The following is a 14,705-nucleotide window of genomic DNA, read 5'->3' as shown; positions in this document are numbered from 1 at the left end:
TTCCGCTCCTTTTTCGCTAAATCGGGCTCGGCACCTGTGAACACTGACACCTCCGATTTTCGCACTTGGCACAATGATGCGCAGGGATCGTAGTTCACCTGCAGGTGGCGAAATCCATAAACCCCCAAGAGCCGTTCCATCATCGGGAATCCCACATAGCCAGTAGCACACCACATGTCGCGCGAAAAGATATCCCGGTGGCGATGCCAGACAGGATCGGCGCTAGAATCTATGGCGCGAATAGACGACATAGCTTAAATGTAACCATGAATTGACTATACGTCAAGCAGTGCTGACAATTAGGCTTCTATAAACAGGACTGCACAGACTTTAAGGAAACCCCATAGGATTTGATCCCAACTCAATTCGGACTGAATCCCTGCAGATAGTGCAATATTTTTTCGGTAACTTGCTGCTGACTCGAAGACCTGGACAACCCGGTTATCCTTTCAACAGAGATTCTGACGTTTATCGGCTAACCTTGGCTGGCAGTTTATGTACTGCGAGGTTGTCGCTGGGTTTAGGACTGATATTCTCTTAGGAAGTCATTGAGTACTGTACTCAAGATGTCGATGTAAACTTCCTCGTGCTCCACTTTCTCCCGCATAGCGAGCATTGCGCAAACAGTGCCTACCTGCTTGACCATCATGATCGTTTTTACACGGACGGGGATCGAACTTTTTTCGTGCGCAAGCGCGGCCCGAAAGGAAGGTAACGCCTCGGCAAACGCCTCTATCAGGTTGTCGTTGAGTGTGTCGTCGTGGGCTTGGAAGCGAGGCTCAAAGGCATCCAGTTCCGCGTGTAGACGCAAAATATGCACTTGCTCTCGATACAGCCTCAGCAGTTGACCTAGCCATTGCCGAACTGCGGGCAGGTCGTCGGCTTTGAGAAACGGCAGCGCCTCGTACATCTCCCGTACCGACCCCACGCCGGATTTAAACACGGCCAATGCCAAATCCAATTTGCTTTCGAAATGTATATAAAATGCGGCGCGACTGACGCCGCCGGCTCGCACGAGATCATCAATAGTAGCTTCAAAATATGGCTTTTCGGTGAAAACACTCAATCCTGCCCCCAACAGGCTTTTTCGGGTGCTGTCCCGCTGCTCCTGCTGGTAGGCGCTGCGGCCTCCCTTGCGCCGTCCGGCGCCGGTAGCCTTTGGTATTCCTTTCAATGAAGCCTCCGAAGTCATAACAAAACGCCTCTATCAGATCATGATTGTGCCACCGAATCAAAGCGGTGTTGGCCGAAGCATGCCAGGGCCTGCAGGCTCTCGGCGATTCATTCGGACCAATTTGCGCCAGGACATCGCCCCCAAAAGTCAGTAAAAGTCAGTAAAAGTCAGTAAAAGTCAGTTGACTAAACTAATAGTACAGCCTAATGTGCATGCTTGGTGGCGGCTACCGCCTGAATCCAATTTTCGAGATGGAAACTATCGCTATGTCTAAGGCATTTCCGGTCTCCGCAGAGGAGATTACGCGGGAGCGACTAACTGAGCTGGTGCAGACTATTGATCCGAGAGCAGAGGTTGAAGGCTTCGAGATCACCGCAGCCAAATATCATGAAGATGGCAGTAACGAAGTTTCCACCGCAGGACGTATCGAGCTGGACTTGAAGGTTTCTGGTCGCCCGAATGAGAAAGTGGTGATCAAAATTGCACGCCCCGATATCTTTGCTCAGGCAATCTACCGTAATGAAGTGGCGTTCTATACCCGCATTCGCCCCTCACTGGACATTGAGACACCGCGTGCAATTGGCGGCGAATTTGATGAGGCCTCAGGAACCTTTGGTTTGGCACTGGAGGATCTGCGTGTACGTGGAGTCACCTTTCCGACGGTCAAGACGGCAGTTTCAGTCGAGGATGTACGTGGCATCCTAGACACATTGGCCGCGCTCCATGCGCGATTCTGGCAGAGCGAGGAACTGCTGGGCGAGCTGTCGTTTGTCGAGCCTCATATCAGCGGTGACCTCTACAGGTTATTCCATGACCCTGATCTCGTTCCTGGGCTAGTTACGAATGAGTGCAAGAACGAGCAGTTCAAGCGAGAGATGCTGGCAGCCTGTGACCTGAGTTCAAATCAGCTTTACCACGATTACCGCAAGCTCCAGTTCCATCAGGCGACGTTGCCGTTCACCCTTTGCCATGGAGATGCGCATGTCGGTAACACCTATCTGACACCAGACGGTCGGGGCGGCATTTTAGACTGGCAGTTGATGGCGCGCGGCTATTTCATGCACGACCTCTCTTACATCATTATCACCTCGCTAGATGTGGCGACACGCCGCGCTCATGACCGGAGCCTGATTGATTACTACCTGACGCAGTTGCGCAGCAATGGTGTGACTAACGCACCGAATCTGGAAACTGCTTGGTTGGAATTCCGGCGCGCCGCGACCTGGTGTCTCTATATTGGTTGGCTGACCACGCCCGTGGAAAATTACGGCTGGGACATTAATGTCTGCAACCATGTTCGCCTGTTTACGGCCTATATGGATCTTGATTCGAAGGCTGCACTTGCCCATATTCCTGATGCACCTGAATATGCTTGATTTCCCAGCTGAATACGCCATAAGGTACCGGTATCCAAGCGCGTGATTACCTCCCGGAGATAAAAGGGAATGACACATAGCCGCATCATCGCATTGGTGGGTGGTCGTAATTTTCGAGACTTGGGCGGTTATCCTGCCATTGATGGTCGTATCACGCGTTGGCGCACCTTGTACCGTTCTGGGTCGCTGGCTCGTCTAACCTCCGCCGACGTGGAGATTCTGACAGGGATGGGTATCCAGGCGGTCTATGACCTTCGCAATGAACGTGAGCGTGCGACTGAGCCCCATCACTGGCCAGATTCTACTGACTTGTTGGTTTATCAACGCGATTACAATTCATCCGGCGCTGAGCTTTCTCGTCTGCTCGATATGCCCTGGGTCAAAGGCAGTGATGCGCATCAAGCCATGATGAACAACTACCGCGAGCTACCTTATGAGCAGGCCGAGGCGTACAAGGCACTTTTCGAAGGCATCGCGACTGGGAATTTGCCATTACTATTCAACTGCTCGGCAGGAAAAGATCGTACCGGAATAGCTGCGGCGCTGTTACTCGATTTGCTCGGTATAGACCGCGACGTGATTCTTGACGATTACATATTGACAGAGCGGGCGTTCAATTTCCGGATGTTGGTAGATAAATCTTCAGAAGGTCGCGCGCCCAGTGAAGACGTAGTAGATGCCTTGATAGCTGCGCATCCAGACTACCTCAATGCTTGCTTTGAACAAATTACAAATCAGCATGGCGATGTCGCAAGCTATTTTGATGAGGTGCTCGGCATTAATCTCGACGTACAGGAACATATTCGGCAGAAATTACTTGTGGAGGCTTGATCCAGTCCCTGAAAAGAGCTGGCGCTGTATCACTAACTGCAACTAATCCAGCGGTTTGTCTTCCATATCTAGAACACGTTACGTGTTCACGGGCCAGCAGGACGCTAGTGACAGAGAGACAGCGCGCTACGCGCGCTCCTGATCGCTGACCTTCCAGTGATACCATCTCTCGCCATGTTCTGTGAATAGGCTCCATTAGATACCGAGCAGATTATCCCGCTGCTGAGTCCAAACTTGTGCGCAGTAGCCAAAATCTACCGGCAGATTGTTACCGCTGACAAAACTCGCAAGCTTGCTGTTTAGCAATACCAGTGGCTCACCCATTTCCGCAGGGTCGGCAAACCGCCCATTGGAGGGACAAAATACTTTGATCAGATCACGATCAAAATCTTTGGTCAACTGGTCCATAAAGGCCGTCTCGGTAGGAGAAGGGCTGATGCAATTAATCCGCACCTCGCGTTTGGCAAGCTCACCCGCTTGCATCATGGTGTAGACGATCATGCATTGCTTAGAGAACCCATACGCATCCACATTGAGGTCAGAGTGCGCTTCCAGCCAGGCTCTGGATTCGGCAAATCCTGTTACGCCCAGAAACTCCTTGACCAGTTCCAGGTTGCCTTTCCAGCCCATGCCCGCCGTTGAGGCGATAGACGCGATGCCACCCCCCTTGCTGATACGTGGACTCATCGCATCGGTGAGATAACGCGCGCCTACCCAGTTGATCATCACCGTATCCAGAGCGGAAAACGGAGGGTGCGGCACGCCGGCGCAGTTGAACAGCGCGTAAATTTCCTTCGGTAGTTGACCGATCGCGGCGTCGACTGAAGCCTGATCTTTCATGTCTGTCTTGATCGCCATTTTTACTGGCACTTTGACATTGCTGATATCCAGCGCATAGACTTCCGCACCGACGTCCACCAGCAATTGCGCAGCCGCCGCACCCATGCCTGAAGCGGCCCCAGTAATGACAACTTGCTTTCCCTGATAACCTAGTACATCTTTCATAATGTTCCCTTTTCCTTCTCTTTAATTGCCCGTGTCCATTAGATAGAACAGCTACCGGCGATGTGTCCTGTCAGACACCATAGCCACCATCGACCGAGAGTATCTGGCCAGTCACGTAGGCTGCGCGCCTTGATGCCAGATAGACAACAGCGTGTGCCACCTCCTCGGGCTCACCCCAGCGCTTTATGCACAGCCCAGTCTGGACAGCATCCTTCCAGGCCTCGTCAAATGAGCCATCAGCCCAAAGTCGCTTGAAGATTCCTGCGTTGATTACACCGATGGCAACACTGTTGGCGCGGATACCCAGAGCGCCCTCCTCTTTTGCAAGTCCTTGAATGAGCCATTCAATCGAAGCCTTAGGTGCGACGGAAAGCACATCTCGCTCCGGCCATTTGTGCAGTCCAGCGGAGCTGATATGCACATAAGAACCTCCACCAGCAGCCTTCATGTGGGGCAAGGAGGCATGAACCACATTAAAGAAACCATTCACGTCTGAGTCGATCACACGCCGCCACTGTTCAGGGGATACATCCCTGATCATCAGCTGTGGAATGTCTGATCCCGCTGCAACAACTACAGTGTGAATTCTGCGTCTGGAGGCAACATCATCTATCAACTGTCTAACGCGCTCATGGTCTCCAATAGAGAGCTGGTGATGCTCTGCATCCTTCCCGTGATCTCTGATCCGTTCAGTGACTTCTACGGCTCGCTCCTGATTTCCGTTATAGGTCAGCACCACGTCGCTACCCGCTTCCGCCAATTTTTCACAAATAGCGGCGCCGTTACCGCCACTGCCGCCGATGACGAGCGCAACCCCCGCCGGAAAATCCTGTACCATACGAACTCCTGTATATGACTGAGATATTTTCTGGAAAAACCACCTGTGAAAAGCCTGTTTTATCACGTTGCATGCATGTGAAACTGGGATGACCTGCTGATCATGAGCCGGTGACTGCTGATTGGGGCTCCCGCCTAGGTCTCATCCTTATCGCGATCGAAAACGGTACCTGGTTCGTAATCTGCAAGTCGGAATGGCAGGCTGTTATCCTGCAGGCCACCGTCATAACGAAGTATATCCCCCGTAATGTAATCGGCGGCAGGCGAGCATAGAAACGCGACAGTTTCGCCAACCTTGTCGGCGTCACCAATACTGCGCAGGGGCGTTTTCTCTATCATAGTGGCTCCGAAACTTGCATCTTCTTCAATCAACATACGCTTCAGCGAAGGCGTCATGATTGAACCCAGTGCGATCGCATTAACGCGTACACGAGGTGCAAGTTCATCGGCCAGACTACGAGTCAGGTAATCGAGGCCGGCTTTGGCTACGCCATATGCCATCAGGCCTCTTCCCGTGATATGACCCACAGCCGAAGAAACATTAATGATGACACCCGATCCCTGCTGGACCATATAGGGAGCGACACGCTTGGAAAGCATGAATGCAGACTTGGTATTCCAGTCAAAAAGGAAAGAGAACTCTTCGTCACTGGTATCCAAAAAACCGTTGAAAACGGTGCCACCCGCATTATTTATAAGGAAATCTATACGACCGAATTCCTGAACTGTTGCCGCCACCAAGTGATCCAGATCCCTACCAACAGTGACATCTCCACATATGGCTAGCGCCTTTACACCCAGCGCGCTGACTTTTCGCGCGGTCTCATCTATGTCCTTGGCGGTCCGCGCAAAACACACCACATTTGCGCCCGCTCTTGCCAAAGCGAGGGACACGCTCTCTCCTATACCCATCCCCGCTCCAGTTACAATGGCAACTTTATCTGTTAGATCAATAGATATACTCATTGAAAATCTCTCCGACTGTTACCCAGAACAGGGATTGCTACAAAATAGCGACAGGCAATATCATCCGTAAATATGCGATGGTGAATATTGTTGAATGACCGGGTATAAACAATACTCTTATTAATTTCACAAGGAACATCTCGAGATGCTGCCAGCGGCGATAAAGCCAAATGTCATAGCCGGCCCCAGTGTTGCACCCGCGCCCGGGTAGTAGCGTCCCATAGGGGATGCTGCGCAGTTACCGATAGCATAGAGCCCCTGAAGTGGTTCGCCGTTCTCTTTTAAAACCTGGGCATGTTCGTTGGTTAGAAGGCCGCCCTTGGTTCCGATGTCACCTGGGTACACCTGTATGGCATAGAATGGCGCCTCGTACAGCGCTGCCAAACATGTATTCGGGCCGAGACGCACATCGCCGTAAAGTTTGTCATAGCTGCTTTCGCCACGGTGGTACGCCTCATCGATCCCGGTACCAGCAAAGCCATTAAAAGATTCCACAGTCTGTGCAAGGCTTTCTTCTGCGATACCCAGTTTTTGAGCAAGCTCAATAATGGAATTGGAGGAGGCCAACAAATCCTTGCTTATCTTTCTGCGCTGCAGCCAATCAAGACGCATGCCACCTGGGAGCAGAGGGCCGAACGGATACTCTCTGCGATAACGACTGTCAAAAATTGCATAGCAGGGTAAGTTATCACCAGAGTACATTGCCTGGACAGCCGTAGAGTAAGTGACAGACTCGTTGACAAAACGCTCCCCTCGCTTGTTCACTAGAATACAGCCCGGCATTGAGCGCTCCGTGAACAACATACGAGCCCTATCTTCCCCTGCGACCCGAATCGTGGGGCCCCACCACGCCTCGTCCATAAGATGCGTGGCGGCGCCAACCGCCATCGCGGCCGACAACAGATCTCCGGTATTAGTCGGCGAAGCAGCCGACCATTCCGCGCGAGTCGGTCCAGGCAGGTATTTTTCCCGCAGGGCCTGAGAATGTTCGAAACCACCAGCACCGACAATTACTCCTTTGCGAGCGCCAAGCCTTTTTGTCGTGCCATTGTGCTCGACAACCACGCCGGTAACACGCCCTTCTTCCTGAATCAACTCCCTGACCGGAGAATCGAGCCAGATGGGCACTCCGCGATCATCAATCGAGCGCCGCAACCGCCCCAGTAGCGCATTGCCCATCACCAGTCGCCGAGATCGACGCCCTTTTATTCGGCCGGGAATATCGAATACATATTCCATTGCAAGCTTCAGTACTATCTTCCACCAGCTAGGTGCCTTGCTCAGGAGAATGGCCCCTTCCTGATTGGTGTATCCCATCAGTCCCATGACCTGAGTCTGGATATGTGGCATACCCAAGGTGCCGAAGGACTCGCCTAGGGCACTAGCGTGATACGGCAACGGATCGATAGACCGTCCACCAGGTCTGGAGCCCGGTAATTCCTGATAATAGTCGGCATAGTGAAGCATGGCTTCGAAGGCAACGTGCGTCTGCTCCTCAAGGTAGCGGAGCATCACCGGGGCCTCGCGGACATAGGCTTCGATGACCTCTGACGCAACATCCCCTGCAGTCAAACTGCGCAAATAGAGCAATGCGTCTTCTTCGCTGTCCTCAATGTCGGCTGCCAACATCAAATGGTTATTAGGCACCCACAAACCGCCCCCGGAGCTTGCGGAAGTTCCCCCATAAAAGGATGCTTTTTCTACAACCAACACCTTATTATCGAGATCACTTGCGCGACATGCAGCGGTCAGTGCCCCGGCGCCGCTGCCGACGACAATGACGTCATGTTCCGAATCCCACATCAGCTGCTGCTCTCCAATTTTCAACCCTGAAACTGCACGGTGCTATAGCCCGCCACAAACGCGCGCTCAAAGGGTGGCCGCCTCATGGTTTTGGAGAAAGCATGTTCGGACGAATTTCCAGCAGGTCTACCGCCACACCCGGCGGCTGAGCCAGTGCCCAGACCACTGCCCCGGCCACCTGATCCACGGCCATGCCAACGTCCATCAGGGGGCCTGTGTCGCGCCAGGCGACAAAGGCCTCCTGCAGGATCTCCTGGTCCCAATCCAGTGCAAACTCGCTCTCCGCTGCCCCCGGCCGCAAGCAGGTCACGCCGATACCATCGACCTGTAACTCTTCGCGCAGGTCCCGGGTAAAACGCTCAACGCCCGCCTTGCTGGCGGCGTAGATGGACAGATGACTCATCTCATCGGTGTGCCAGGCGCTGGCTGAGGACACGGTCAGGATGCGCGGATTCTCGGCGCCCCGGAGCAGGGGAATGGCGGCCTGACAGCAAAGCACCGTACCCAGAAAGTTGGTGTTGAGTTGCAGCGCAATCTCGTCCGCAGCCATCACCTCGATGCGCCCCGGGCGGGCGACTCCCGCATTGGCCACCAGGCTGTTGATCTTCCCATAACGCACCTGAACTTCAGCGAAGGCGCTGCTGACGCTGTCTTTGTCGGCCACATCACAGACCACAGCGGATGCATTTTCACCCAGTGCTGCTACCGCCTCGTCGAGACGGGCGCGATTGCGCCCCAGCAGACAAACGCGGGCGCCTGTAGCAAGCAGATGCTCCGCTATGGCGCGACCAAAGCCGCGGGCGCCGCCGGTTATAACGTGAACGGGTGGGCTCATGAAGACACCGCCAGGGCAATCGTCTTGGTCTCCAGGTATTCCTCGAAGCCCTCGCGCCCCATCTCGCGGCCGAGACCACTCTGCTTGTAGCCACCAAAGGGGGCGTCGGCACCGTAGAAATTGCCGCCGTTGACGTTGACGGTGCCAGTCCGCAGACGCCTGGCGACAGCCAGCGCCCGCTCCTCGCTGGCCGACCACACCCCGGCGGAGAGGCCATAGTCGGAATCATTGGCAATACGGATGGCATCTTCTTCGCCGTCGTAGGCAATTACCGCCAGTACAGGGCCGAAAATTTCCTCACGGGCAATCGTCATGTCGTTGCTGACGTCCATGAATACGGTCGGCTCCACATAGAAACCCTTGTCCAGATGGGCCGGCACACCACCCCCGAGGAGCAAACGCGCTCCCTCCTGCTTGCCCTTCTCGATATAGGCCAGCACGCGCTGCCGCTGGCGGGCATTGATGAGGCTGCCCATGATCTGGGTCTCCGAGCTCGGGTCGCCGTACTCGATGAAGCCGAAGTACGTCTTGAGCAAGGCTTCGACCTCCGCCTGACGCTCCCGGGGAATCAGAAGCCGGGTGGGAATTGCGCAGCCCTGCCCCGCATGGAAACACACACTGAGGGCGCTCAGCAGGCTCTGCTCCAGATTGGCGTCATCCAGCATGATATTCGCGGATTTGCCGCCCAACTCCAGAAACACCTTTTTCACCGTCTCGGAGGCCATTGCCATGATCCGTTTGCCCACCCCGGTAGAACCGGTAAAGGAAACCATGTCCACACGCGGATCACGTACCAGCGCCTCACCCGTGGTAACAGGATCCTCGGAGGTCACCACATTGAATACCCCGGCGGGGATGTCAGTGTACTCACTGACAATTCGGCCCAGCGCCGTGGCTGACCAGGGGGTATCCGGCGCCGGCTTCAGAACCACAGTGCAACCCGCCGCCAGGGCGGGCACGCACTTGGCCAGATTGATCTGCAGGGGCACGTTCCAGGGGGTAATGCAGGCCACCACACCGATGGCCTCCTTCTCCACCAGCCGCCGGGACTGTATGCCCATCATCGTGGATAGACCGATATCGCGACTCCATTCGAACTTCGGCAAAGTCTCGAGAGTGAAATCCAGGAAACTGATCGGCACCTCGCACTGGGGTCCGCCGGCACCACAGATACCGAGGGGTGAGCCGGTTTCAGTCGCTATCTGCTCCTTCAGGCTGCCCATCTCGGCCACCAGGCCCGCCTTGAGTTGTTGCAGGCACTTGAGCCGGAAAGCGTGATTGGTGGCCCAGTCGGTCTCGTCGAATGCACGGCGGGCGGCGGCGATCGCCTGATCCATATCCTCCAGGCCCGCATCGGCCACCTCTCCGAGTACCTCCTCGGTTGCCGGATCCAGATTGGGATAGGTCTTGCCGGAAGCTGCCGCGACCAGTTTGCCATTGATAAAGAGACGGGATTCAGCTTGCATGAACTACTCCTAGGCCTTGTTGAGAAAAAGCGCGAGCGCCTGGTCGCGCAGACGGCGGGTAGACGGCAGGCTCACGCCCATCTCCTCGGCGGACTGCAGGGCACAATCAAGATCCTTCTCCGCCAGGCGACCAAAGTCACCGAAGAACTGATCCATCTGTTCCTCCGTGCACTCACGCGCCAGCGCGTTACGGTTGCTGATGAACTGGGACATCATTTCATTGACGACGCCATTGGACTTGCCCACTTCGCGCAATAGTTCTGGCGCCAGCCCACCCGCTTCGGCCAGCCGCACCGCCTCGGACATGGCCATGAACTCAGCGTAGGTGATCAGGTTGTTACACAGTTTCAACAACAGCCCCGTGCCCAGATCGCCAGCATGGATCACCGAATTAGCCGAAGTCAGGAAGACGGGCCTGGCCCGTTCAACGATCTCGGCAGCGCCGCCGACCATGTAGCAAAGTCGCGCCTCCTCAGCACCCTGCTTGCCCCCGGAAATGGCGGCATCGATCAGGTGGAGACCACGCTCGCTCGCATCTGCTGCCCAACGCACCAATCCCGCGCGGGAGACTGTGCTGTGAACGGAGATCACAGTATCGGCGGCGGCATTTTCCAGAATACCCGCCGCGCCATACAGGAGTGACTCAACCTGCTGGTCGTCGCGCACACAGATACCGATGTGCTGGCACTTTGCCGCCAGGTCGGCCACCGAGCTGGCCGCAATGGCACCCTCCTTGACCAGGCTTTCCATGGCAGCCGGCCAGACGTCATAGACATGGGCTTGCCAGCTCTTGCCAATCAAGTGCCGGGCGGAAGGCCCGCCGATGTTACCAAGACCGATATAGCCTACGTTCGTGGGCAGTGTCATCGCGGGTTTCCATATTATTTACTTTGCCCTAGAGTGTAGGCAGCGCCGCACAATCATGTCAACTCTATTTGACTCGGCGTCAACTCTAACTTATCATTTTACCTCCAATAAATTCGCCAGACCATTTGGGCCAATCGTCACCATGAACCTCGTGTTCCAACGCTATCAAGACAATTTCCCCCGACATGTGGCTGCCATCACCCGGCAGCTGGAATCGCGCATAATGGAAAGTCTGGTGGAGACCCACCAGCATGGCGGATTGCGACTGAGCTTCGAGCCCTATATCTCCCTGACCGCCGATGGCGGCAGCCGTCTAAGCAGCATTGCAGATCACCTCGGCATTACCCGCCAGGCCGCGAATGCGGTGGTCAACGAACTGGAGTCTCTGGGCTATGTGCGCCGCGCCCCCGACCCCGAAGACGGCCGTGCCAAACAGATTACTCTGACAGCGGCCGGTGAAAAACTTCGAACGGACGGACTGGCGGTAGCCGCCAAGCTGGAGGCAGAGTACAAGACACGTTTGGGAGCTCCCAAGTTTGAGGAATGTCGCGAAGCACTGATCGCCATTGTCTCGCGGCTTCCGGGCATACCTGCAGGCATTCAAGCCGGCACGAGCGCACCCGAAGCCCGTTTCACCTCCCTGCTTCCTCGGCTGAGTGACTACATGAGCCGACGACTCATGAACTTGACACAGGCCAAAGGACACCCTGGATTGAAACTCTCCTATGGTCAGGTGCTGACGCTGATAGGGGACGACGGCGGTCGCATGCAGGTGATGGCCAATGCCTACAAAGTAAGCAAGCAGGCCATCAACGTTATTGCCTCGGAGCTGCAGACGCTCGGTTATATCGAGCGTCGCACTGATCACAGGGACGGCCGTCAGGTGCTGCTCCACTTAACGCCCGCAGGCCATGAAATGATACGTGAAGCGGTCGAGGCCATTGATTCGCTTGAAGCAGAGCTGGCCTTGCCAGACTCACCGGAGGGCCTGCCCACGCTTCAGCTTTGCATGCGCCAGCTGTACACCATCCTGCAACCCGAACCGCTTCTCAAAAGCGGCGAACTGCATGACCTGGCGAGGAGCCTTATCTCTCGTCTGGGGGCAGACCGGGCAAGCCAACTGGGGGAGTTACTGATGAATCCCTTCAAATAAAACGCGGTGACAGTATGGAGTCCGAGATCGTCCGTATATTGGTGTACTACAGATGGCAAGAAGCACTGCTCACGCTAGCGGCAATCATCGCCCTAACCACACACGACGAGTTCATCGCCTTCCGGATACAGGCCCTGGCCAAATCAGGAATATGAATATGAAAGATAATCTGGTTTCCAAATTCTCGTTTTTCAGTGTCTCCCGCGCCAATGTCCGGTTTATCAGTGCCCTGCTGACCTGCGCATCGATGCTGGGCAGCGTGATCTATAGCCACGCCGACCCCTACTCGCCCTGGGCCGACCGCGACTATCCACAGCGGGTCTACTGGGGCGATACTCACCTGCATACCGCAGCATCTTTGGATGCCAACCTGTTCGGCCTGCACAACCTCACTGCCGCAGAGGCCTACCGTTTCGCCAAGGGCGAGACTATTACCACCAGCACCGGCCTGCGCGCGCGCATGAATCAACCGCTGGATTTTCTCGTAGTTGCCGACCACGCCGAGTATCTGGGTGTCATGCCACCGATCCGCGCCGGCGACCCCACCCTAATGCAGAACGAAACCGCGCGCCGCTGGCGGGATATTCTTACCAGCGGGGACTGGGTAGGCTTCAGCCGCATGATGGTTGAAATCGGCGCTTCCTATGACAGCGGCACGCCGCTCGTGACCCTACCGACATCCCTGGCGTCGCCCTGGGAAGCCAACAGCCGCATGGCGGACGAAGCCAATGAACCCGGCAAATTCACCGCATTCATTGGCTTTGAATGGTCCGCGATGCCCGACGGTAACAACCTGCACCGGGTGGTCGTGCTCCGTGACAGCGCAGAACGGGCCAATCAAGTCAGGCCATTTTCCGTGTTCGACAGCGACGATCCGCAGGCGCTCTGGCGCTACCTCGCCGCCTACGAGAAAAATACCGGCGGCCAGGCCCTGGCAATTCCGCACAATAGCAACCTGAGCGGTGGTCAGATGTTTGCCGACACGACCGCCGACGGAGAGCCAATCAGCGCCGACTACGCCCGTGAGCGCCAGCGCTGGGAGCCGCTCGTGGAGATCACCCAAATAAAGGGAGACAGTGAGGCGCATCCTTTGCTCTCACCCACCGACGAATTTGCCGACTACGGCACTTGGGACAAATTCAATATCGACATGAGCACCGCGCAGGAAGACTGGATGCAACGATTCCAGTACATTCGCCCCGCGCTGCAGACCGGGCTTCAGGTCGAACAACGCGCTGGGGTGAACCCCTTTCAGTTCGGCGTGATTGGCAGCACGGACTCGCACACCGCGCTAGCCGCCGTTGAGGAAGACAACTTCTGGGGAAAAATGCCCATTCACGAGCCATCAGTGGAACGTGCCAGCGGTACCTGGGGTATACCCGAGGCCGAGATGAGCAACACCGAGTTGCTCGCGGCAGGCTATTCTGCCGTGTGGGCGACTGACAATACGCGGGAGGCCTTGTTTGACGCGATGCGGCGGCGCGAGGTCTACGCCACCACTGGCCCGCGCATTACTGTGCGCTTCTTTGGCGGCTGGGATTACAACGAGCAGGACCTACAAGCACCAAATTCAGCGCTGCAGGGCTACCTAAAAGGTGTCCCCATGGGCGCCGTGCTGCCGCCTCGCGAAGACCCAGCGCGGGCCCCGGTATTCATGGCCGCTGCGCTCAAAGAACCTGAGGGAGCGCACCTCGACCGCCTGCAGATTGTCAAGGGATGGGTAGACGCCTGGGGCGAGAGCCGGGAAAAAGTGTATGACGTGGCCTGGTCGGGTGCGCGGCAACCCGACGCCCAGGGCACTCTGCCCGCCGTCGGTAATACCGTGGACACTGCAACCGGGCATTACCAGAATACGATCGGCAGTGCCGAACTTAACGTCGTATGGACGGACCCGGATTTCGATGCTTCACAGGGAGCTGTGTATTACTTGCGGGTGCTGGAGATTCCCACTCCGCGCTGGCCAGTGCATGACCGGGCGCGGCTGAATGCAGACATCCCTTCCAGCACAGCGCTGACGCACCAGGAGAGAGCCTACACTTCTCCCATCTGGTATCAGCCAGCGGCAACAGCTGTACCGTAACAAGCGATATTTAGTGGCGGTGAGGGAGAGACTGTCACACTCTCGGCATGCCGGTCCGGCAGGTCTGGCGCGGCAGCTTGCCGAAACTCCAAATGCGGTCAGTTTTCGATCAAACGACCTTTATTCGGGTCACCTTCATTAAAAGTTTCGTGACTCATCAGAAGACCGGGTCCGAGACCTCGAGTGACCGTGGGGATTTACGGGGGTAGTAGCGAGGCGGTTTGTTCAAACTCTACTACCTCAAGTATAAGAAGAATAAACGCCCTTTTTGCCTGAGTCCAGCAGTAGTTAGCTGTCAGTGGCCCGCCTCAT

General features: G+C 55.9%; 12 protein-coding genes. 4 read left to right on the top strand and 8 right to left on the bottom strand.

Annotated elements, in window-relative coordinates:
- Positions 1-520 precede the first annotated feature (520 nt).
- On the bottom strand, positions 521-1,192 hold the full coding sequence (locus Q6D67_RS20065) for a TetR/AcrR family transcriptional regulator (protein ID WP_304707457.1): 672 nt from the start codon (positions 1,190-1,192) through the stop codon (positions 521-523).
- Positions 1,193-1,440: 248 nt separating this feature from the next.
- Here Q6D67_RS20065 and Q6D67_RS20060 point away from each other — a divergent pair, with 248 nt between their 5' ends.
- Together Q6D67_RS20060 and Q6D67_RS20055 are read left to right on the top strand one after the other, a co-directional pair.
- Positions 1,441-2,550 carry a phosphotransferase gene (locus Q6D67_RS20060; protein ID WP_304707456.1) on the top strand — a complete coding sequence of 370 codons (1,110 nt, stop codon included), beginning with the start codon at positions 1,441-1,443 and terminating at the stop codon, positions 2,548-2,550.
- Positions 2,551-2,619: 69 nt separating this feature from the next.
- Positions 2,620-3,381, top strand: a complete 762-nt coding sequence (locus tag Q6D67_RS20055; protein WP_304707455.1) for a tyrosine-protein phosphatase — start codon at positions 2,620-2,622, stop codon at positions 3,379-3,381.
- Between the two features lie 195 nt (positions 3,382-3,576).
- Here the strand turns inward: Q6D67_RS20055 and Q6D67_RS20050 are convergent, their stop codons facing one another.
- The 7 genes from Q6D67_RS20050 to Q6D67_RS20020 form a co-directional block, all read right to left on the bottom strand.
- Complete coding sequence (locus Q6D67_RS20050; RefSeq protein WP_304707454.1) at positions 3,577-4,386, bottom strand: SDR family oxidoreductase; 810 nt, start codon at positions 4,384-4,386, stop codon at positions 3,577-3,579.
- 70 nt (positions 4,387-4,456) lie between these two features.
- Positions 4,457-5,224, bottom strand: a complete 768-nt coding sequence (locus Q6D67_RS20045; RefSeq protein WP_304707453.1) for an SDR family NAD(P)-dependent oxidoreductase — start codon at positions 5,222-5,224, stop codon at positions 4,457-4,459.
- 134 nt (positions 5,225-5,358) lie between these two features.
- The gene (locus Q6D67_RS20040) at positions 5,359-6,189 is read right to left on the bottom strand and encodes an SDR family NAD(P)-dependent oxidoreductase (protein WP_304707451.1); all 831 of its coding nucleotides are present in this window, start codon (positions 6,187-6,189) and stop codon (positions 5,359-5,361) included.
- 126 nt (positions 6,190-6,315) lie between these two features.
- Complete coding sequence (locus tag Q6D67_RS20035; protein ID WP_304707450.1) at positions 6,316-7,992, bottom strand: FAD-binding protein; 1,677 nt, start codon at positions 7,990-7,992, stop codon at positions 6,316-6,318.
- A gap of 82 nt (positions 7,993-8,074) precedes the next feature.
- Positions 8,075-8,827 (bottom strand): SDR family oxidoreductase, encoded by a 753-nt coding sequence (locus Q6D67_RS20030; protein WP_304707449.1) that lies wholly within the window; start codon positions 8,825-8,827, stop codon positions 8,075-8,077.
- Positions 8,824-10,293, bottom strand: coding sequence for an aldehyde dehydrogenase family protein (locus tag Q6D67_RS20025; RefSeq protein WP_304707448.1), 1,470 nt, complete (start codon positions 10,291-10,293; stop codon positions 8,824-8,826). Before Q6D67_RS20025 ends, Q6D67_RS20030 begins: the two co-directional genes overlap by 4 nt.
- A 9-nt stretch (positions 10,294-10,302) precedes the next feature.
- Positions 10,303-11,160, bottom strand: coding sequence for an NAD(P)-dependent oxidoreductase (locus Q6D67_RS20020; protein ID WP_304707447.1), 858 nt, complete (start codon positions 11,158-11,160; stop codon positions 10,303-10,305).
- Positions 11,161-11,302: 142 nt separating this feature from the next.
- Here Q6D67_RS20020 and Q6D67_RS20015 point away from each other — a divergent pair, with 142 nt between their 5' ends.
- The gene (locus Q6D67_RS20015; protein ID WP_304707446.1) at positions 11,303-12,313 is read left to right on the top strand and encodes a MarR family winged helix-turn-helix transcriptional regulator; all 1,011 of its coding nucleotides are present in this window, start codon (positions 11,303-11,305) and stop codon (positions 12,311-12,313) included.
- A gap of 157 nt (positions 12,314-12,470) precedes the next feature.
- A complete protein-coding gene (locus tag Q6D67_RS20010) occupies positions 12,471-14,393 on the top strand; it encodes a DUF3604 domain-containing protein (protein WP_304707445.1) in 1,923 nt (640 codons plus the stop codon).
- Positions 14,394-14,705: the final 312 nt, after the last annotated feature.

The organism is Haliea sp. E1-2-M8, from assembly GCF_030649675.1.
GTDB lineage: Bacteria > Pseudomonadota > Gammaproteobacteria > Pseudomonadales > Halieaceae > Haliea.
The sequence above is the reverse complement of the archived record's forward strand: the minus strand, read 5'-3'. Positions and strand labels throughout refer to the sequence as shown.

Coding starts and splice junctions, on each gene's coding strand:
- Q6D67_RS20065 (WP_304707457.1), bottom strand. CDS start 1,192: ATGACTTCGGAGGCTTCATTGAAAGGAATACCAAAGGCTACCGGCGCC.
- Q6D67_RS20060 (WP_304707456.1), top strand. CDS start 1,441: ATGTCTAAGGCATTTCCGGTCTCCGCAGAGGAGATTACGCGGGAGCGA.
- Q6D67_RS20055 (WP_304707455.1), top strand. CDS start 2,620: ATGACACATAGCCGCATCATCGCATTGGTGGGTGGTCGTAATTTTCGA.
- Q6D67_RS20050 (WP_304707454.1), bottom strand. CDS start 4,386: ATGAAAGATGTACTAGGTTATCAGGGAAAGCAAGTTGTCATTACTGGG.
- Q6D67_RS20045 (WP_304707453.1), bottom strand. CDS start 5,224: ATGGTACAGGATTTTCCGGCGGGGGTTGCGCTCGTCATCGGCGGCAGT.
- Q6D67_RS20040 (WP_304707451.1), bottom strand. CDS start 6,189: ATGAGTATATCTATTGATCTAACAGATAAAGTTGCCATTGTAACTGGA.
- Q6D67_RS20035 (WP_304707450.1), bottom strand. CDS start 7,992: ATGTGGGATTCGGAACATGACGTCATTGTCGTCGGCAGCGGCGCCGGG.
- Q6D67_RS20030 (WP_304707449.1), bottom strand. CDS start 8,827: ATGAGCCCACCCGTTCACGTTATAACCGGCGGCGCCCGCGGCTTTGGT.
- Q6D67_RS20025 (WP_304707448.1), bottom strand. CDS start 10,293: ATGCAAGCTGAATCCCGTCTCTTTATCAATGGCAAACTGGTCGCGGCA.
- Q6D67_RS20020 (WP_304707447.1), bottom strand. CDS start 11,160: ATGACACTGCCCACGAACGTAGGCTATATCGGTCTTGGTAACATCGGC.
- Q6D67_RS20015 (WP_304707446.1), top strand. CDS start 11,303: ATGAACCTCGTGTTCCAACGCTATCAAGACAATTTCCCCCGACATGTG.
- Q6D67_RS20010 (WP_304707445.1), top strand. CDS start 12,471: ATGAAAGATAATCTGGTTTCCAAATTCTCGTTTTTCAGTGTCTCCCGC.